A 17,873-nucleotide genomic window follows, 5' to 3' on the forward strand; every position below is an offset into this window, starting at 1 on the left:
ACTTGGCGTTCCGTTGCTGTCGTCGTTCAACTCCCGCCCTCAGGGCGGCGGAACCGCGCTGCTGGACGAGCGGGTCGGATTCACGGCGGTGGTGTACATGCCGACCAGCGGGGGTGCCTGGCGGCCCCTGCTGGAGACGTCCGGGATGTCGCCTGCGACGGCGCACCTCATGGGCCAAGGCGGGGCTGTGGCGCGGATCGAACCGGGCGGTCCTGGACGAACTCGGCGGCCAGGCTGAGCTCGACTGGACATATGCGATCGTTGACGCCGCCTCGGAGCGGGCGAAAGAGGGCGTTCGCTGACCGGGCCGCCCCCCGGTCGCTCGCGGCAAGCAGGGCAGCGGACTGCATCTGCTGGCCGAGCTTCAGGGCGTCCTGCTCAGCGTCGCCATGACCGGCGCCAACATGCACGAGAGCCTCGCCCTCAAGCCGTCGGTCCGCGGCATACCCGCCATCCGTTCCCGACGCGGAAACCGTCGACGAAGCCCGGCCAAACTCCGCGCGGACAAGACGGACTTCTCCGCCGAACACCTGGCCTGGCCGCGCGAGCGGGGAGTCGTCCCACGCATCGCACGGCCGGGCATCGAGTCCGGCGAACAGCTCGGCCGGCACCGCTGGAGGACCGAGCGGTCCATCGCCCGGCTCTTCGGCCGCCGGCGCCTCACCATCCGGTACGAGCGATCCGGCTCCCACTTCCACGCCTTCCTCGGGTGAGCCACTGCCCTCACCTGCTGAGAGAAGCCCGCAACACGCGCCAAAGCTGATCAGCACGGAACTGTCCGCGCGTCAGCTCTTGAGGCTTCCGGCGGACAGCCCCGAGCGCCAGAACCTCTGGAGGGCGAGGAAGGCGATACAGAGGGGGACCACCGACACCAGGGAGCCCGTGACGACGATGTCGTACCAGGGCTGGTCCCGAAGCTGGCTGTTCCAGAAGTAGAGCCCCAGGGTGAGCGGCCAGCGTGAGTCGTCGGCGAGCATCATCAGTGGCAGGAAGAAGTTGTTCCAGATCCCCACGAACTGGAACAGGCAGATGGTGACCAGCGCGGGCGACATCAGCCGCAGGGCGATGGTGAAGAAGATCCGGAGTTCTCCCGCGCCGTCGACCCGGGCGGCGTCGGTGAGTTCGTCGGGCACGGAGGCTTCGGCGTAGACGCGGGCGAGGTAGACCCCGAAGGGGGTGACGGCGCTCGGGATCAGCACCGACCAGTACGTGTTGACGAGGCCGGTCGACGAGGCGAGCAGATACAGCGGGAGGGCGAGCAGCGGCGGGGGGATGAGCACCGCGCCGAGGATCACGGCGAAGACACCCTCCCGGCCTTTGAAGGGATATTTGGCCAGGGCGTATCCGGCCATCGCGGCGAACAGGGTCGCCACCAGGGCCCCGGCCCCGCAGTACAGAAGGCTGTTGAGGAGCCAGCGGCCGAAGACGCCGTCGCTGTGCCGGAAGACCTTCGTGAGGTTGTCGGCGAGGTGGAAGTGCGAGCCGAACCAGAAGCCGTTGCTGCCGAACAGGTCGCCGTTGGATTTCGTCGCCGAGACGATCAGCCACCAGATCGGCAGCAGGAAGTAGCCCGCGATCGCGAACAGCAGCACGGTGGTGCTCAGTCGGGCGGCCGAGGTGCCGCGACGGCGGGCGGGCGGCGCCGCCCGCCCGGGGTCGGACCCGCGGTGTCGGGGTGCGGGCTGCGTGCTCATCGCGATCCTCGTGTGCTCAGGCGCAGGAAGCCGTAGGACAGGGCGAATGTGGCAAGGGCCAGGACCACCGCGACAGCCGCGGCGAAGTTGTAGTCGTTGAGGCCGAAGGCAGCCTGGTAGGAGAGCATCACCGGGGTGTAGTTGCTGCTGATCGTGGCGGTCATGGGGCGCAGCACCATCGGTTCGCCGAACAGCTGCAGCGTGCCGATGATGGAGAAGACGCCGGTCAGGGTGAGGGCCGGGCGCACCAGCGGCACCTTGATGTGCCAGGCGATCCGGAATCCGGAGCATCCGTCCAGCTCGGCGGCCTCGTACAGCTCCTTGGGGACCGACTGCAGCGAGGTGTAGATGATCAGCATGTTGTAGCCGGTCCAGGACCAGGTGACGATGTTGCCGATCGAGAAGAGGATCACGTTGTGGGAGAGGAAGTCGACGTCTACGCCGATGCTCCTGCCGACGTCGTTCAACGGACTGATGCCGGGCATGTAGAGGAAGGCCCACAGCACCGCCGCGATCACACCGGGGATCGCGAACGGCAGGAAGTACGCCACGCGGAAGAAGCGCTTGAACCGTGCCACTTGCGAGTCGAGGAGCAGGGCGAGGAGCAGGGCGAGCCCCAGCATCACCGGCACCTGGACGAGGCCGAAGACCAGGACCCTGCCCACGCCCTTCAGAAACGTGCTGTCGGTGAGCACCCGCGTGTAGTTGTCCAGGCCGGCGAAGACGGTGCGCGGCGCCCCGAAGCCGAGCCCGGAGCGCTCCACCCGGAACAGGCTCTGATGGACGGCGTACCCGATCGGGATGACGAACACGGCCAGGAACAGGACGCCGAACGGGGCGAGCAGCACGGCGGCGGAGCGGTTGCGCCGGGCGGCGAGCCTGCTGCCGGAGCGGCCGCGCGACGGCCGCCGCTCCCGGCCCGGGGCACCGGCGAACCGGTCCCGTCCGTGCCCGCCCGACGGCGCCGTCCGGTCCGCGACCGGCACTGTCGGGGAGTCCACATCGCGGGTCATCTGACCTTCACGCCCTTCGACTTGATCGCCGCGAGCGTCTTCTTCTGTACGTTGTTGAGCGCGTCGAACAGAGTGCCGGAACCGGCGTAGGCGTTGGCGGTCGCCTCGTCCAGATCGACACCGAACTGCGACTGCGTGGGACCCCACTGCCAGTTCGTGTCCGTGTGCTGGGCGGCTTCGCCGAACACCTTGTAGATGTTCTGGCCGCCGTAGTAGTCCACGCCCTTGTTCACTTCGGGCAGCTCAAGTCCGGCGGTGGCGGCCGGGTAGATGCCGGTCTTCGTGATCAGATTCTTGAGGCTGTCGGGGTCGGTGCTCATCCAGGTGGCGAACTCGACTGCTTCGTCCTTGTGCTGACAGCCCTTGAGCAGGGCCGTGCTGCCGCCGCCGTCGTTGCCGAACTTTTTCTCCCCGGCGGTCCACTGCGGCATCGGGGCGACGGCGAACTTGCCTTTGGCCTTGGGGGCATTCTGGGCGATCAGCGGGTTCAGCCAGACCGCGCCGATCGCCGTGGCCACCTTGCCGGACTGCAGGCCGCTCCACCACGCGGGGCTGTAGCCCTGGTCCGTGGCCACCAGCTTCTTGTCCACCAACTGCTGCCAGTGGTCGGCGAGTTGACGGGACTGGTCGTCGTTGACGCCGACGTGCCACGCGTCGCCCTCGGTGCCGAACCACTTGGCGCCCTTCTGCCAGGCCAGGCCGGACAGGGTGATCGCCCGCAGGTTCACGATGTGGGCCTCGGGGTCGGCCTTGTGCAGCTTCTCGGCCGCCTTGGTGTACTCGTCCCAGGTCGTCGGCACCGAGATGCCGTACTTCTTGAAGACGTCCTTGCGGTAGTACATGGCCATCGGGCCCGTGTCGACCGGGATGCCGTAGGTTCTGCCCGCGACGGTGACCTGGTTCCACGTCCACGGAACGAACTTGTCCTTCGCGGCACCGGCCTCCTGGGAGACGTCCTCCAGGGCGCCCTCGAGCAGGAACGTGGGTATGGACTCGAAGCCGATCTGCGCCAGACAGGGGGCGTTGCCCGCCTTCACCGCCGAGAGCATCTTGTCGTAGCCGCCCTGGCCACCGGACGGCAGCTTCTTGAAGGTGACCTTGATGTTCTTGTGGGTGGCGTTGAACAGCTCGGCCGACTTGTCGTAGCCAGGGGCCCAGCCCCAGAACTCCAGGTGGACGGTGCCGCCGGCGGCCTTGTCGTCGCCGCTCCCTCCGCACGCCGCCGCTGTCAGGACCAGGGCGGCCGCGGACAAACTCCCGAGTACGACCCGCCTTCTGGAGCGCGCGGCCAACTTAGCAAGCATTTATGTGCACCTTCCCGTTGCGAAGAACTGGAAATTACTCAGATTCTTGGGCACGTTGAACGTGAGGAGCCTGGTGCTGCCCTCGAAGGTCGAGGGGTGGGGCTGTAGTTTCCCGAGGCGCTGAGGTCCGGTACTTGTATCCATCGCGAGGCGAAGCTCAGTATTTGTGGGGTGCTCCGTGACGTCAAGACCATAGATCGGATACATTCCAGCTGTGGAGGTCCGTAGCTCAGAAATATCAGATGGACATTGAAGCGGCTGCGAGCCTGCCTTCATCGCCGCGTCGGCCGTGATCCCACCGTCGGACACCAGGCCGCGACCGGACCGGCGGCTGGAGCGCCATGGGGAGGCTGAGCGGACCGGAGGGCGACGGCGACCCGGTCGCCGTCGCCCTCCGACCGTCCCGATCATGGCGCGGTCGGCGCCTGCGCCGCTTGGACCCGGCATCACGCCGAGTGCGGTGCTCCCGGCCCTCGTCGCAGGAGCGGCCTGAGCCGCACGATCAGCAAGCCCTACCGAAAGACAGAAAGGCTGACACCGTCATGTCGGAAGTTCGCGGCTATGAAGCCGAACCGTGTTACAGCATCTCCGCAGAGGTGGGCGCCGGGTACCGGGAGGCGGTCGCCGGACTCGCCCCGGGTCTTGTCCTCGCCGTCGACGGCACGGCGGCCGTGGACTGGGAGGCGGTTGCCGCCGGGATCTGTGAGGCGCTGGCCGCCCGTGCCGTCGCGACCAAACAGACCGACCTGCGCGAGCACTTCGCGCCCTGGCCGGACGTCCTCGCCCTGACCGCCTCCGCGGTACTGGAGGACGACCCGGACTTCGCCCCGCTGTCCCGGGCCGGGCTCGCCGACTTCTTCACCGGGCTGCCGGAGCCCGGGGCCGCCGACGACACCGTAACGGTCGTCTTCGGACCGGGCGCGGCCCTGGTGCCGCACGACCGGCTCTGGTACGCGGACCTGCCCAAGCGGTACGCCGAGGCCCAGATCACCGGCGGGACCGGCCGCAACCTGGGGCAGCCCGCCGGTACCGGGGCGGGCACGACCCGTCGGCTCTTCTACATCGACTGGCCCGTCCTCGACCGGCACCGCGACACCCTCGTATCCGGCGTCGACCTGTGGCTGGACACCCAGGACGCGCAGGCCCCGTCCTGGCTGGAGGGCGCCGCCCTGCGCGCAGCCCTCGCAGATCTGGCCAGGCGGCCCTTCCGTACCCGCCCCACCTTCAACACCACTTCCTGGGGCGGACATTGGGCCCAGGAGCAGCTCGGCTTCAACCAGGAGGGGGCCAACACCGCGCTGGGCTATGAGCTCATCGCTCCCGAGAGCGGGATTCTGGTGGGTACGCCGGACGGTCCGCGGGTCGAGGTGCCCCTGCAGGCACTGGTCGCCTCGCACCCCGAGGCGATCCTCGGCGACGACGTACACGCGAGGTTCGGCACCTCGTTCCCGATCCGCTTCGACTACCTCGACACCGTCGGCGGTGGCAACCTCTCCGTCCACTGCCACCCGCAGTCGGACTACATGCGCCGCGTATTCGGATGGCCGTACACCCAGCACGAGACCTACTACATGATGCTCGGCGGGCCCGGCCGGCAGGTGTTCCTGGGGCTGCGCCAGGACGCCGACCTCGCGGCCTTCCGACACGAGGCGGACCGGGCGTTCCACGACGGCGTGCCGTTCGACATCGAACAGTACGTCCAGACCTTCCCGGCCGATCCGCACCAGATCTTCCTCATCCCGGGCGGCACCCCGCACGGCAGCGGCGAGGGCAATGTCGTACTCGAGATCAGCGCGACGCCGTACCTGTACAGCCTTCGCCTCTACGACTGGCTGCGCAAGGACAGCGAAGGCAGGCAGCGGCCGGTCCACGTCGGCCACGCGTTCGAAAACCTGGACCCGGACCGGTCGGGGGAAGCCGTGGCCAGGGACCTGGTCCCCACGCCGCGCACCCTGCGCTCGGGCGACGGCTGGCACGAGGACGTCATCGGCCGCCTCCCGGAGATGTTCTTCGAGGTCCGGCGGATCGCACTGGCGCCGGACACCGTCGCGGACGACGACACGGACCACCGCTTCCACGTCCTCAACGTCGTGGAGGGCGACGGAATCCTCCTGGAGACCAGTGGCGGCCACCGCCATGTGCTGGCGTACGCCGAGACACTGACCGTGCCCGCCGCGGTCGGCGCCTACCGGGTGTGGGCCCTCGGCGGGGGACCGGTGCGCTATGTGAAGGCGCTGGTGCGGTGAGCCCCGCCGACGAGGCCACCATCTCGGTCCTCGAGGTCGGCGGCACCCATGTGACCGCGGCCGGTGTCGACATCCGCGCCCGCAGCCTCCGGTCCGGCCGCTCGTTCCGTGAGGCGGTGGACAGTAACGGCAGTGCCGAGGAGATCCTGTCGGCCCTCGTCCGTTGCGCCGACCGGCTGTCCGGCCTCGGCGCGGGCCCATGGGCCGTGGCACTGCCCGGTCCGTTCGACTACGAGCATGGGATCGGGCGGTTCGAAGGGGTCGGCAAGTTCGAAGCCCTGCGGGGGGTCGATCTGCGGGCCGCCCTGACAGCATCACTGCCCGGCGCCACCGCGCTCAGCTTCTGCAACGACGCGGACGCGTTCGTGCTCGGCGAGTGGTGGGCCGGGGCGGCGCGCGGGCACCGCACCGTCGCCGGTATCACGCTCGGGACCGGTGTGGGTTCCTGCTTCCTGCGCGACGGCCGGATACTGCGGCACGGCCCCGGGATCCCTCCCGAAGGCTGGGTCCACAACCTGCGGTACGCGGGCGGACCCCTGGAGGAGACGGTGTCCCGGTGTGCCCTGCGGCGGGCCTACGCACGGGCGACCGGCGCGGCGCCGCCCGACGTCCGGGAGATCGCCCGGCGGGCGCGGCAGGGGGACCGGGCCGCGGCGGAGGTGTTCACCGAGTCGTTCCGTGCCCTGGGAAGGGTGCTCGGGCCACTGCTCGCCGCCTTCGAACCGACGGTTCTGGTGGTCGGGGGCGCCATCGCGGGGGCCTGGGATCTCCTGGCCGAACCGCTGCGCTCAGGGCTCGCCGAGGCCGATCCGGTCCGCAACCGACGCGTCGTCATCACCCCGGCGCACCGGCCGGACGAGGCCCCGCTGCTCGGCGCGGCCTACCTGGCCGGGGAGCGCGGGCGGCCGGGCGACCGTACCGCGCCGCTCGGAGACTCCCGCTGACACCGACCCGGCACGTGCGGGACCCGGAGGAAGCCGGGTGAAGGACGAGAAGAAAGGTCTCACCTCGGTGCCCTCGTCACATCCTCACCGGCGGCGCATCAGCACGCCGCCGGCCTCGCCCCGCATGCCTCTCGGGCCCCGGCCACCGTCCAGCGGGCGGCGGCACGACGCTGAGCGGCTTCCCGCTGTACGGCCGGCACCACTTCGCGCACGTCGGCCGGACCCCTTTCCGCCTTCTTCCGGGGATTGCGCAGAGCGGATCCCCCGACGAGGCCTCCTCGATCCACACCCCCGACCCCCTGGGAACAGCTGTGACACCTCCCCGTTCCACCGCCGAACTGACCGTGACCGTGCGCGGCTTCCTGCGCGCCGGACGCCCCCACCAGATCGTCTCCGCCGCCATCCACTACTTCCGTGTCCACCCCGAACTGTGGGAGGACCGGCTGCTGCGGCTGCGCGCCATGGGCGTCAACACCGTCGAGACCTACATCGCCTGGAATCTGCACCAGCCGGCTCCCGGGCAGACCGACTTCTCCGGACAGGCAGATGTCGCCCGCTTCCTGCGCACCGCCGCCCGGCTCGACCTGGACGTGATCGTGCGACCCGGCCCCTACATCTGCGCCGAGTGGGAGTTCGGCGGCCTCCCCGCATGGCTGCTGGCCGACCCCGGGCTGCGGCTGCGCCGCACCGACGACCGCTATCTGGCCGCCGTGGACGCCTGGTTCGACCAGCTGATCCCAGTCCTGCGCCCCCTGCTCGCCGGCCGGGGCGGGCCGGTGATCGCCGTCCAGATCGAGAACGAGTACGGCAGTTACGGCCATGACACCCCCTACCTCGACCATCTGCGGCAAGGTCTGATCCGACGCGGCGTGGACTGCCCGCTGTTCACCGCCGACGGAGCCACTGACGGCGTACTGCGCGGGGGCATGCTGCCCGGCACCCTGGCGACCGCGACCTTCGGCTCACAGCCCGAGGAGTCACTGGCGACCTTGCGCCGCTACCAGCCGACCGGCCCGCTGATGTGCTCCGAGTACTGGCACGGCTGGTTCGACCACTGGGGCGAGCACCACCACGTACGGAACGCGGACGAGGCCGCCGGGGAGCTGGACCGGATGCTGGCTCAGGGCGCTTCGGTCAACCTCTACATGGGCCACGGCGGCACGAACTTCGGATGGTGGAACGGAGCCAACCACAACGAGACCGACTACCAGCCCACCTGCACCAGTTACGACTATGACGCTCCGGTCGGTGAGGCCGGAGAGCTGACCGAGAAGTTCCACGCGTTCCGCGCGGTGATCGAGCGGCACCGTGGCCCGATCCCGTACGCGATACCCGCGACACCGGACCGGCTCGCCCCGCAGACGGTACGGCCGAACGGTGCGGTGGCGCTGGCGGACTGCCTCGACGTGCTCTCCACTCCTCGGCAGCGGCTCTCACCGGAACCGATGGAGGTGCTGGGCCAGTCACTGGGGCTGATCCACTACCGCACGTGGCTCCGTGGCTCCTTCCCCGACTCGACCCTGCGCGTGCACGGCCTCGCGGACCGGGCTCAGGTGTTCCTCGACGGAGTGCCGCTGGGCGTCCTGGAGCGGACAGGGTCGCTCGACGCGCTGCCGATCAACGTCCCCGACACCGGTGCCGAACTCGACCTGCTGGTGGAGAACATGGGACGGATCAACTACGGCCCCTTGCTGGAGGATCGCAAGGGCATCAGCGGCGGCGTCCGCATCGACGGCCAGTACCAGTTCGACTGGGAGATCCGCCCCCTCCCGCTGACCGATCTGGCAGGCCTGCGGTTCGGGGCCGCCGAACAGGTCGAGGGCCCGGCCTTTCACCGTGCGACGCTGGAGGTACCGGAACCGGCCGACGGTTTCCTGGCCCTGCCGGGCTGGACCAAGGGCCAGGCGTGGCTGAACGGCTTCGCCCTCGGCCGTTACTGGGACCGCGGACCCCAGCGCACCCTGTACGCCCCTGCCCCGGTGTGGCGGGCCGGCCGAAATGAACTCGTGATCCTGGAACTGCACCGGCCGGGCGAGCGGATCGAGCTCTGCGACGCCCCGGATCTGGGCCCGACCGACTGACCTCCGGACTGCCAAGTGGCTCCGGTCCGTATTCCTTCCGGACCGGAGCCACCTGAAGCGAGTCCCGGAGGGCCGACGGGATCCCGCCGGCTTCCGCCTGCCCGAATCAGCTCTGGCCGTGCCCGAAGTACGCGGCCAGGTCCCGGTCCGGGGCCGCGACCTCGACGGCCCGGCCGCCGTCCCGCAACGACATGGTGGCCGCGTAGCCGGCCGCCACCGCTTCGCGGGCCGCAACGGGCGAGGTGACGGTGGCTCCGCCGTCCCGCACGAACCGCAGGAATTCCGCCATCAGCACGGGATCGGCGCCCCCGTGCGTGCCGGTCGGTGTGTGCACGGGCACCACCAGATCGGCCTCGGCGCGGCCGTCGGAGCGGCGGTTCCACACGTGGACCTCCGCTCCCTCCGAGTCGCCGAAGTTCTCCAGGCGCCCCTCGGTGCCGATCACCGTGTAGTTGCGCCAGTAGTCGGGGGTGTAGTGGCACTGCTGGTAGCTCGCGAAAACTCCGTTGTCCAGCTGCATCTGCATCATGCTCAGGTCCTCCACGTCCACCACCGGGTGGAGACCGGTCTGGCTGAGTGGCGGCCAGTTCTCCGTCGACAGCCACTCGGTCATCCGCTCCCCGCTGCGGTCGCGGTGTGAGTCGATGTCCCCGTAGACCGTCAGCCCGCCCATGGCGTTCACCCGCCGGGTGTAGCCGCCGGCCAGCCAATGGATGACATCAATGTCGTGCGCGCCCTTCTGCAGCAGCAGGCCGGTGGTGAGGCGTCGGTCCGCGTGCCAGTCCTTGAAGTAGAAGTCCCCGCCGTGGCCGACGAAATGGCGGCACCAGATGACCTTGACCTCGCCGATCGCCCCCTTGACGATCAGTTCACGCATGGCCACCACGACCGGCATGTGGCGCATATTGTGGCCCACGTACAGCGGGGTCCGATGCCGGTGAGCTGCCGCGAGCAGCCGGTCACACCCCTCGGTGGTGATTGCCATCGGTTTGTCCAGGAACACTGGTACACCAGCCTGAAGGAAGTCCAGGCCGATCCCCTCGTGCGTGTGGTCCGGAGTCAGCACCAGCACGCCGTCGAGTCCCGCGTCGAGCAGCTCATGGTGATCCGCGGCGGTCCGCACCTGGGTGCCGAATCGCTGTTCGGCGCGCGTCAGCAACTGTCGGTCGCGGTCGCAGGCGGCGGCCACCAGTGAGCCCGATCCGGGCTGGTGGGCCAGATCGGCCAGGTCGCTGCGATTACCCAGGCCGATGACGCCGAGCCTGATGTCGTCCAAGGTGCTTGCCCTTTCAGAAGGTTTCGACCCCAGCAGGGCGAGGATGACCGGACGATAGATCTGGAACATGTCCGGTTGCATGGTGAGATTGTCTTGATTCTGAGGGGGTCGGGATGGTGCCGACCGCCAGGGCGGCCGCGCTCTCGGGGGCGCTGCGGCCGGGCGGAGAAGGATGCTGCCCCGGTGAGAGGTGGGGTGAGGCGGCCGGTGCGGGACGGAACGAGTCTGAGCTCACCGGATCCTGGCGTCAAGAGTTTGAATGTGATTCACTGACCCCGGATTGGCTGATGTATCAGAAACATATCGCAAATGGCGCGTCTCTGCGTCGCTCGGCGAGCTCACGCCCGACGTGGACCGCCGTACTGTCCGGACCGCCGTGACATGGATCGACGGAGAAGTGGATCGACGTGAAAGGGGAGCGCCGTTGACCCGCGCAGCCCGCAGCACCGCACCCGCGCCACAACCCCCGGGCGACGGGGCCGGTTACCGTCCCGGTTACCGTCCCGGCTACGAGGTCGCGGCCGAACGCATCCTCGAGTACCTCGTCCTGGCCGGCCTGGGGCCCGGCGCCCGGCTGCCCACCGAGCAGGACCTGGCCGACCGGGTGGGGATGAGCCGGACCGTGGTCCGCGAGGCGGTGAAGATCCTTTCCGCGCTGGGCCGGCTGTCCGTACACAAGGGCCGCGGCATCTACGTCGCCCAGCCCGACCAGTCCTCCTGGCAGCACTCCCTGACCCATTTCCTGCCCGCCGATCTGCGTCAGGTCGACGAACTCTTCGAATTCCGGCGCCACTTGGAAACCACCACCGCCCGCCTGGCCGCCGAACGCGCCACCCCCGCCCAGGTCAAAGCCGTCCGCGCGGCCGCCCACCAGTCCACCCGGGCCGCCCGGCAAGACGACATCGACGCCTTCAGCCACGCCGACGACACCTTCCACACCGCCATCGCCACAGCCACCAACAACGCCTTCTTCGCCGCCACCATCGACACTCTGCGTCGCCTGCAACACCAGGTCACCGCCATAGGACTGGCCGGCCTCGCGGGCGGCTCCCTGCGCGACGCCGCCGCCCAGCACGAAGCCATCGCCCACGCCGTCGCCACCGGCGAACCCACGCACGCGCACACCCTCATGGCCCACCACATCGACCGGACCACCCACCAGTTCCAGCGAGAGATCCGGCACCGCATCGCCCCGGGCCACCCCAACGCCTGAACCCCACACCACCACCCATGAAGGACACCCATGCGAATCACCGACGTGACTGTGGAACTGGTCGATCTGCCCGCTCAGCCGCCCTTCCGGTGGCGGGCAGGGCTGCCCGGATCGGAGCCGGCGGTCGTGGGCGGGATCCTGCGGGTCCACACGGACGAAGGCCTGGTGGGCGAGGCGCACACGAGACGTGGGCTGATCGTCGCCGATCTGGTGAACCGCCGTATACGTGAGGACCTGCTCGGCCGCGACCCGCTGATGCGCGAGCTGCTGTGGCACCGCCTGTGGGAGCTGGACCGCATAGAGGAGCTCCCCATCTACGCGCTCGGCCTGGTCGACGTAGCGCTGTGGGACCTGGCCGGCCTCGCGGCCGGGCAGCCGGTCCACCGGCTGCTCGGCCCCTACCGCGAGGCCATCCCCGCCTACGCGAGCACGGTCACCTTCGGCAGCGTCGAGGAGTACCTCGATGTGGCCGACCAGTGTCTGGAGCTCGGCTACTCCGCCATCAAGCTGCACGCGTGGGGAGACCCGCGAGCCGACGCGGACCTGTGCCAGAAGCTGCGGGCCCACGTCGGTGACGACGTCCCGCTCATGTACGACGGCTCGGCCGGGTTCGACCTCGCGGACTCGGTGTACCTCGGCCGCGCACTGTCCGAGGCGGACTACCTGTGGTACGAGGAGCCGATGCGCGAGTTCAGCGTGACCGCCCACCGGTGGCTGGCCGAACAGGTCGGCATTCCGCTGCTGGTCGCGGAGACCTCCGACGGCGCGCATTTCAACGCTGGTGACTTCATCATGGCGGGCGCGGCGAGCCGGGTCCGCACCAGCGCGCAGCTCAAAGGCGGGATCACCGGAGCCCTGCGCATCGCGCACCTGGCCGAGAGCTACAACCTGCGAGCCGAGGTGCACGGCAGCGGAGTGGTCAACGCCCACCTGTGCATGGCGATCCCCAACACCACCTACTACGAGTCCCTCGTCTACACCAACCCCGTACAGCGCGAGCCGGCGGTCGGTGCCGACGGGCTGGTGCGGGCGCCGTCGGCGCCCGGCATCGGCTTCGATCAACCGGGCTGGTGACGACTTCTGATCGAGCCAACAGGGCGGCCCCGGAACATCCTTGACGATGTCTCAGGTTTCAACGTCTCAACGCCTCAGCGCTTCGTGGATAAGGAGTCACACCATGCCCGTGCAACGCTACGCCTCGGTAATACGCCTGCGTGGGGAACTCGAGGCGGAATACCGCGCCTTGCACGCGGCGGCCTGGCCCGAGGTCCTCGCGACCCTCAAGCGCGCCCACATCGGCAACTACTCGATCTTCCTGCGTGACGGGCTGCTCTTCAGCTACCTCGAGTACACCGGCGAGGACTACGCGGCCGACACCGCACTCATCGCCGAGTGCCCGGTCACCCGGGACTGGTGGGCCCGTACCGACCCCTGCCAGCAGCCACTGGACAGTGTCGGCGACGGCGAGTGGTGGGCACCCGCCGAAGAGGTCTTCCATCTCAAGTGACATCAGGGGCAAGCGGTGGAGGGGCGGACGCAGCTGCGTCCGCCCCTCCACCGCTTGCCTGCCGCGGGTCACAGACCGTAGACGGGGACAGGCTCAGTCGGATCAGGCTTGACGTGCGACCTTGCCTTTCCTCGTGATCCGCACGGTGACCGACCCACCCGCCGGGACTTCGACCTGCGGCCAGTCGAGGAACGCCGTGTACCCAAGGGGGCGGGCCGCTTGGCGGGCCGTTTCCGCCAGTACCGACACCCATGCCGCGTAGGCCGTGTTGTTGGTCAAGCGGACTACGGCTGCCTGACGGCTCTCACTGACATGCTCGGCCTCGACATGATCAAAGGGAATGAGAATTCCTTCCCCGGGCCGGACGTAGATTCCGGGAAGTTCGAGTGCCATCAAGACACCATTGGTCTCGGTCCAGGAGTTTCTCGTCCTGATGAAATCACCGACGGCATCCTTGCCCTCGGCATCGCTGGGCTGGATCCGCTCCATGCTCGAACCGATGAGGTAGTCGGTGGTTATGTGTCCTGGCATGTTGACGGCCTCGGCGTGGGCATGCTGGATATCGCTGATGAGTTCGGCGTACTTCTTGTCCCCAGTAGCTCGATACAGCTTGAACAGGTGGTCGGCGGAGGACGTACAGACACCGGGCGCGGCATGTTTGTTCTGGCTGCTTGCCCAAACGGCGCCGGCCATCCTTCCCTCCAGCCGCGCGATATCACTGCCTGCCGGAAACAGCGGATCGTACGCAAGAGTCCAGGACGAGCACAGAGCGGCCTGGACCTTCGCGCGATTCATCCATCTCTTCTTTCCGGTGTACTGGTACAGCGCCATGAATGACTCCAGGAGGCCAAACGCTGTTTCGGAGTCCGCATCCTGTGAAATATCCGCGCATGCTCCGCTGGTGAATCCACGGGACTTGATGTCGCGCTCATAGTAGAATTCGGCTGCTTCCTCGGCCGCGGCCAACCAGTCCGGACGGTGGAAGTATTCAGCCGCCAGGGCGAGCCCGGCCGGAGCGATGGCGCCGGCCGTCGAGTTGTACACGGCGATGTCGCCTGTTTCGGGGACGATGTACTGACCGAATTCTCCGTGCTTTCGCCAGGTCCGGGTGAATGCTTCGGCCAGACCGCCTGCGGCCAGTTCCCAGGATTCCTTGATGGTGTCGCCGTGCCCTTGCGCCTTCAGGAGCATCACATGCTTGATCAGCCAGAAGAGCACGTCTCCGTTCTTGCGTACCATCGCCTGCACCGCCGGAAAGTCGGGGTGGGCCTTCTCTGAGCGGATCTCACCATCTTCGCTGATGAAGCCGTAGAAAAATCCGCTCTGCCCCTTCATGCGGGAACAGATGAAGTCAAGCTCATCGGAGACCCTGCCCCGTTCCGTCGGGTCATTCAGAGCCAACATGGGGTAGGTGTTGATCATTCCGCTCACCCAACCCAGTTGAAAGTGCCTGGAGTTTTCTGGAAGGTAGTAGCGGCCCGCCTTGGTCTCTGTGAAATTGCCTCGGCAGATGTTGGTGCCGAGCTCCGCCAGCTTACTCATCGGAAGCAGGTTGCGAGGCGCGGTGGGGCCGGTGAGCGACTTTCGCACATCCATGAATTTTTGCAGGACTGCCGGAATTCCGTCGGCATCGAAGGTGAAAACCTGGAAGCGAATCGAAACCGCGTCACCGGGGGCCCAGTTCGACGCACTGTCACCGCTCGGCCGAAAGTCGCCGAAACCGGCCGCCTGCCGGCGCATGACCGGTGCCGAGATGCGGAATTCACAGCTTTCCCTGCTCGCACTCTCCTCAACCGAGAGCCCACTGTTGCCCAGGCGGGTTCCTTGCTCGGTGAGGACGATCCAGCCCTTTCCGAACTTGGGTGAGAAGAAGCTCATCGCCGGGGCGGCAGTATTGCACGTCGCCAGCTCGATCCGTGAGGGCGAGGCGGCATCGGAGGCCAGTCGCGGGTTGTTCGATATCGTCAGCGGCGTCTGTGGGTTGTAGTACATGTCGGCCGGATAGTCCGGATTGTATCCGTTGCCGATGGTGCGATAGCGATTGCCGTTGTAGATGATTCCGGGAATCATCACATAGTTGGCGGTCTCCCAGCTCTCGAATGGGAAATCAACGGAGATTGCGGTCTGTTCCGCCGCCCCCTTCTCCAGGGTGCAGGTCAGGGTGACCTCCCATCCGTGATGATCGGGCACCCGTCGTGCATCCCACTTCAGCTGCCACTGTCGCGGTCCGTCTGTCAGTAGGTCGCCGTCGAATTCCTGGGCCCGGCGCAGCGTCGTGCCGTCATATTCCCGAATCGACACCCGGAGGGAGCCGTGCAATTTGCGCAGAGAACGGCTGAGTTCCGCAGCCTGGCCATCGGCTCCGGCAACCCCTGCGTCGAGCGGTTGGGCTCGTGAGATCGTGGGTTCGAGAGCGACCTTCGCTCCGACTCCAGCGGCCGCCAACAGAGAAAGACAGTTTCTCCTGTCAAGCATTCTGTAACCATCCTCGTGTGTGCGTTCCACTGAAGGGAACTTCGATCAATTTCGGTTCAACGCGGGGAGTCTGTGCTCCGGGGACCCGGTCGCACACCGCCGTCCGCGATCAGGGACGTATGCCGTCCTGACGCTGGACAGGCACCGGCACGCCCGGCGGCAGCAGAGCCTGGGCACGCAGGGCGAGCCACATCTCCTCGGGGACGGGGTGGCTGATCATCGCGGTGGCGTCCGTCACCTCGGCGGTGCTGCGTGCCCCGAGCAGCACACCGGCGACCGCCGGGTGCCCCAGCGGGAATTGCAGGGCGGCTGCCCGCAGCGGAACCCCGAAGGTCTCGCACAGCGTGCGCAGAGCCAGCGCCCGGTCCAGCAGGTGTGCCGGGGCCGGTGCGTATTCGAAGGTCGCGCCCGGCTGGGGATCGGCGAGGAGGCCCGAGTTGAACACCCCGCCGACCAGCACGGGCACTCCGCGTTGCGCCGCCAGCGGCAGCAGTGCGGCCAGAGCGCTCTGGTCGAGCAGGGAGTAGCGGCCGGCCAGCAGGACCACGTCGATGTCGGTGTCATGGACGAAGCGTGTCGGCATCGCGGTCTGATTCATGCCGACGCCGATCGCGCCGACCATGCCCTCCGCACGCATCCGTTCCAGCTCGGGGTAGGCGCAGTCGAAGGCCTCGCGCTCGTGGCTGTCCGGGTCGTGCAGGTAGACGGTGTCCACGCGATCGAGGCCGAGCCGGGCGAGGCTCTCCTCGACGCTGGTGCGTACACCGCGGGCGCTGAAGTCCCACACCCGTTCGTGGGTGGCCGGGACGGCGAAGCCGTTGGCCAGGTCGTCGCCGGGCAGCCCGGCGCGTGCGCGCAGCAGGCGGCCGACCTTGGTGGACAGCGTGAACTGCGCACGTGGCCGAGTGCGCAGTGCCTCCCCCAGCCGGCGCTCGGACAGGCCGAGTCCGTAGTGCGGAGCGGTGTCGAACGCACGGATGCCGCAGTTCCAGGCGGCCTCCACGGTGGCGGCCGCGTCCTCGTCGCTGACCGCGTGGAACAGGTTCCCCGGGGCGGCGGCACCCAGTGACAGTGCGTCGACGGCGGTGGCGGTGTGCACGGGTGCTGTGGGGTGCATGGGGTGAGGAGTGCCTCTCGCTGAAGGGACGTGAAAGGACATGAACGGGCGTGAAGGGGCGCGAGTGTCCGAAGTCCGCGACATGTGACGGGGGGCGGGGCTTGCGTCGGTCCCCGCCCCCCGTCACATGCCCAGCCGTACCGGCCGATATCAACCCTTCGTCGCTCCTCCTGTGAGGCCCTTGACGAACTGCTTCTGGAAGGCCAGGTAGAAGACGAGGATGGGCAGTGTCGCCAGGAACATGAAGGCGAAGACCGAGCCGAAGTCCGCCTGGTGTTCGCCGATGGCACGGTAGATGCCGACGGTCACCGTGGTGCCTGCCGCCGGGCCCAGGACGATCAGCGGGTTGAGGAAGTCGTTCCAGATCCAGACGCCGAGGAAGATCACCACGCTGGCCGAGGCCGGCCGCATCAGCGGGAAGACCACCTGCCAGAAGGCGCGGAACGCTCCGGCGCCGTCGATCGCCGCGGCTTCTTCGAGCTCTCGGGGGATCGTCTTGGCAAAGCCCGCGAAGACGAACACCCCGAACGGCATGTAGTAGCCGACGTACGCCAGGACCAGTCCGGGCACGCTGCTCATCAGCCCAAGCGTGCGCAGGACTTCGGTGATCGGGGTGAGGATCACCGCGGGTGGCACCATGAGACCGCAGAGCAGGACGACCATGATGACCTTGGACAGGAAGCCGGTCGACCGGGCCAGGTAGTGGCCGAGCATGGCGGAGATCGCGGTGATGACGAGGATGGAGATCACGGTGACCTCCGTGCTGTTGACCAGCCCGTACCAGAAGAGGTGGTCCGGGCGCGACAGCACGCTCTGGATATTGTCCAGGGTCGGTGGGACCGGGAGGCCGACCGGGTTCGACACGATCGCCGAACCGTCCTTGAACACGTTGACCAGCACGAGGTAGATCGGCAGGAAGAACAGCAGGCCGGCGAGGAGCGCGACGACCGGACGTATCCACGCCCTTGTTCCACCCCTGTTCATGCTCGCGTTCAGGTCCGGG

At 68.1% G+C, this 17,873-nt stretch carries 15 protein-coding genes; 7 read left to right on the top strand and 8 right to left on the bottom strand.

Annotation, left to right across the window (positions count from 1 at the left end; translation table 11 throughout):
- Positions 1-39: 39 nt before the first annotated feature.
- Positions 40-171: a hypothetical protein gene (locus tag ACGFU7_RS17570; protein ID WP_393696734.1), complete on the bottom strand. Its 132-nt coding sequence runs from the start codon at positions 169-171 to the stop codon at positions 40-42.
- A 218-nt stretch (positions 172-389) separates the two neighbouring features.
- Here ACGFU7_RS17570 and ACGFU7_RS17575 point away from each other — a divergent pair, with 218 nt between their 5' ends.
- Positions 390-713: a hypothetical protein gene (locus ACGFU7_RS17575; protein WP_393696736.1), complete on the top strand. Its 324-nt coding sequence runs from the start codon at positions 390-392 to the stop codon at positions 711-713.
- A gap of 72 nt (positions 714-785) precedes the next feature.
- On the opposite strand, the gene ACGFU7_RS17580 is transcribed toward ACGFU7_RS17575, so the two are convergent.
- From ACGFU7_RS17580 to ACGFU7_RS17590, 3 genes are read right to left on the bottom strand one after another with little or no spacing between them, the layout of a single operon-like run.
- Positions 786-1,694, bottom strand: a complete 909-nt coding sequence (locus ACGFU7_RS17580; RefSeq protein WP_393696738.1) for a carbohydrate ABC transporter permease — start codon at positions 1,692-1,694, stop codon at positions 786-788.
- Entirely contained in the window at positions 1,691-2,707 is a 1,017-nt protein-coding gene (locus ACGFU7_RS17585; protein ID WP_393696740.1) for a carbohydrate ABC transporter permease, read from the bottom strand. Before ACGFU7_RS17585 ends, ACGFU7_RS17580 begins: the two co-directional genes overlap by 4 nt.
- Positions 2,704-4,011 carry an ABC transporter substrate-binding protein gene (locus ACGFU7_RS17590; RefSeq protein WP_393696742.1) on the bottom strand — a complete coding sequence of 436 codons (1,308 nt, stop codon included), beginning with the start codon at positions 4,009-4,011 and terminating at the stop codon, positions 2,704-2,706. The genes ACGFU7_RS17585 and ACGFU7_RS17590 overlap by 4 nt, the downstream gene beginning before the upstream one ends.
- A gap of 542 nt (positions 4,012-4,553) precedes the next feature.
- Between ACGFU7_RS17590 and ACGFU7_RS17595 the strand changes: the two genes are divergently transcribed.
- The 3 genes from ACGFU7_RS17595 (at position 4,554) to ACGFU7_RS17605 (ending at position 9,282) form a co-directional block, all read left to right on the top strand.
- Complete coding sequence (locus tag ACGFU7_RS17595) at positions 4,554-6,257, top strand: class I mannose-6-phosphate isomerase (protein WP_393696743.1); 1,704 nt, start codon at positions 4,554-4,556, stop codon at positions 6,255-6,257.
- Positions 6,254-7,201, top strand: coding sequence for an ROK family protein (locus ACGFU7_RS17600; protein ID WP_393696745.1), 948 nt, complete (start codon positions 6,254-6,256; stop codon positions 7,199-7,201). The genes ACGFU7_RS17595 and ACGFU7_RS17600 overlap by 4 nt, the downstream gene beginning before the upstream one ends.
- 311 nt (positions 7,202-7,512) lie before the next feature.
- Complete coding sequence (locus ACGFU7_RS17605; RefSeq protein ID WP_393696747.1) at positions 7,513-9,282, top strand: beta-galactosidase family protein; 1,770 nt, start codon at positions 7,513-7,515, stop codon at positions 9,280-9,282.
- A gap of 106 nt (positions 9,283-9,388) precedes the next feature.
- Here ACGFU7_RS17605 and ACGFU7_RS17610 read toward each other — a convergent pair whose 3' ends face one another.
- Entirely contained in the window at positions 9,389-10,558 is a 1,170-nt protein-coding gene (locus tag ACGFU7_RS17610; protein ID WP_393697052.1) for a Gfo/Idh/MocA family protein, read from the bottom strand.
- 424 nt (positions 10,559-10,982) lie between these two features.
- Here ACGFU7_RS17610 and ACGFU7_RS17615 point away from each other — a divergent pair, with 424 nt between their 5' ends.
- The 3 genes from ACGFU7_RS17615 to ACGFU7_RS17625 all read left to right on the top strand — a co-directional run bounded on the left by ACGFU7_RS17615 (position 10,983) and on the right by ACGFU7_RS17625 (position 13,278).
- Positions 10,983-11,771 (top strand): FadR/GntR family transcriptional regulator, encoded by a 789-nt coding sequence (locus ACGFU7_RS17615; protein ID WP_393696749.1) that lies wholly within the window; start codon positions 10,983-10,985, stop codon positions 11,769-11,771.
- Between the two features lie 30 nt (positions 11,772-11,801).
- The gene (locus tag ACGFU7_RS17620; protein ID WP_393696751.1) at positions 11,802-12,845 is read left to right on the top strand and encodes an enolase C-terminal domain-like protein; all 1,044 of its coding nucleotides are present in this window, start codon (positions 11,802-11,804) and stop codon (positions 12,843-12,845) included.
- Between the two features lie 103 nt (positions 12,846-12,948).
- Positions 12,949-13,278 carry an L-rhamnose mutarotase gene (locus ACGFU7_RS17625; RefSeq protein WP_393696753.1) on the top strand — a complete coding sequence of 110 codons (330 nt, stop codon included), beginning with the start codon at positions 12,949-12,951 and terminating at the stop codon, positions 13,276-13,278.
- 102 nt (positions 13,279-13,380) lie between these two features.
- Here the strand turns inward: ACGFU7_RS17625 and ACGFU7_RS17630 are convergent, their stop codons facing one another.
- From ACGFU7_RS17630 to ACGFU7_RS17640, 3 genes are all read right to left on the bottom strand, one after another.
- Positions 13,381-15,753 (bottom strand): hypothetical protein, encoded by a 2,373-nt coding sequence (locus ACGFU7_RS17630; RefSeq protein WP_393696755.1) that lies wholly within the window; start codon positions 15,751-15,753, stop codon positions 13,381-13,383.
- A 109-nt stretch (positions 15,754-15,862) separates the two neighbouring features.
- Positions 15,863-16,870, bottom strand: coding sequence for an aldo/keto reductase (locus tag ACGFU7_RS17635; protein WP_393696757.1), 1,008 nt, complete (start codon positions 16,868-16,870; stop codon positions 15,863-15,865).
- 150 nt (positions 16,871-17,020) lie between these two features.
- Positions 17,021-17,854 carry a carbohydrate ABC transporter permease gene (locus tag ACGFU7_RS17640; RefSeq protein ID WP_317862217.1) on the bottom strand — a complete coding sequence of 278 codons (834 nt, stop codon included), beginning with the start codon at positions 17,852-17,854 and terminating at the stop codon, positions 17,021-17,023.
- Positions 17,855-17,873: the final 19 nt, after the last annotated feature.

This window comes from Streptomyces sp. NPDC048473, assembly GCF_043200155.1.
GTDB lineage: Bacteria > Actinomycetota > Actinomycetes > Streptomycetales > Streptomycetaceae > Streptomyces.

Coding starts and splice junctions, on each gene's coding strand:
- ACGFU7_RS17570 (WP_393696734.1), bottom strand. CDS start 171: ATGAGGTGCGCCGTCGCAGGCGACATCCCGGACGTCTCCAGCAGGGGC.
- ACGFU7_RS17575 (WP_393696736.1), top strand. CDS start 390: ATGACCGGCGCCAACATGCACGAGAGCCTCGCCCTCAAGCCGTCGGTC.
- ACGFU7_RS17580 (WP_393696738.1), bottom strand. CDS start 1,694: ATGAGCACGCAGCCCGCACCCCGACACCGCGGGTCCGACCCCGGGCGG.
- ACGFU7_RS17585 (WP_393696740.1), bottom strand. CDS start 2,707: ATGACCCGCGATGTGGACTCCCCGACAGTGCCGGTCGCGGACCGGACG.
- ACGFU7_RS17590 (WP_393696742.1), bottom strand. CDS start 4,011: ATGCTTGCTAAGTTGGCCGCGCGCTCCAGAAGGCGGGTCGTACTCGGG.
- ACGFU7_RS17595 (WP_393696743.1), top strand. CDS start 4,554: ATGTCGGAAGTTCGCGGCTATGAAGCCGAACCGTGTTACAGCATCTCC.
- ACGFU7_RS17620 (WP_393696751.1), top strand. CDS start 11,802: ATGCGAATCACCGACGTGACTGTGGAACTGGTCGATCTGCCCGCTCAG.
- ACGFU7_RS17625 (WP_393696753.1), top strand. CDS start 12,949: ATGCCCGTGCAACGCTACGCCTCGGTAATACGCCTGCGTGGGGAACTC.
- ACGFU7_RS17630 (WP_393696755.1), bottom strand. CDS start 15,753: ATGCTTGACAGGAGAAACTGTCTTTCTCTGTTGGCGGCCGCTGGAGTC.
- ACGFU7_RS17635 (WP_393696757.1), bottom strand. CDS start 16,870: ATGCACCCCACAGCACCCGTGCACACCGCCACCGCCGTCGACGCACTG.
- ACGFU7_RS17640 (WP_317862217.1), bottom strand. CDS start 17,854: ATGAACAGGGGTGGAACAAGGGCGTGGATACGTCCGGTCGTCGCGCTC.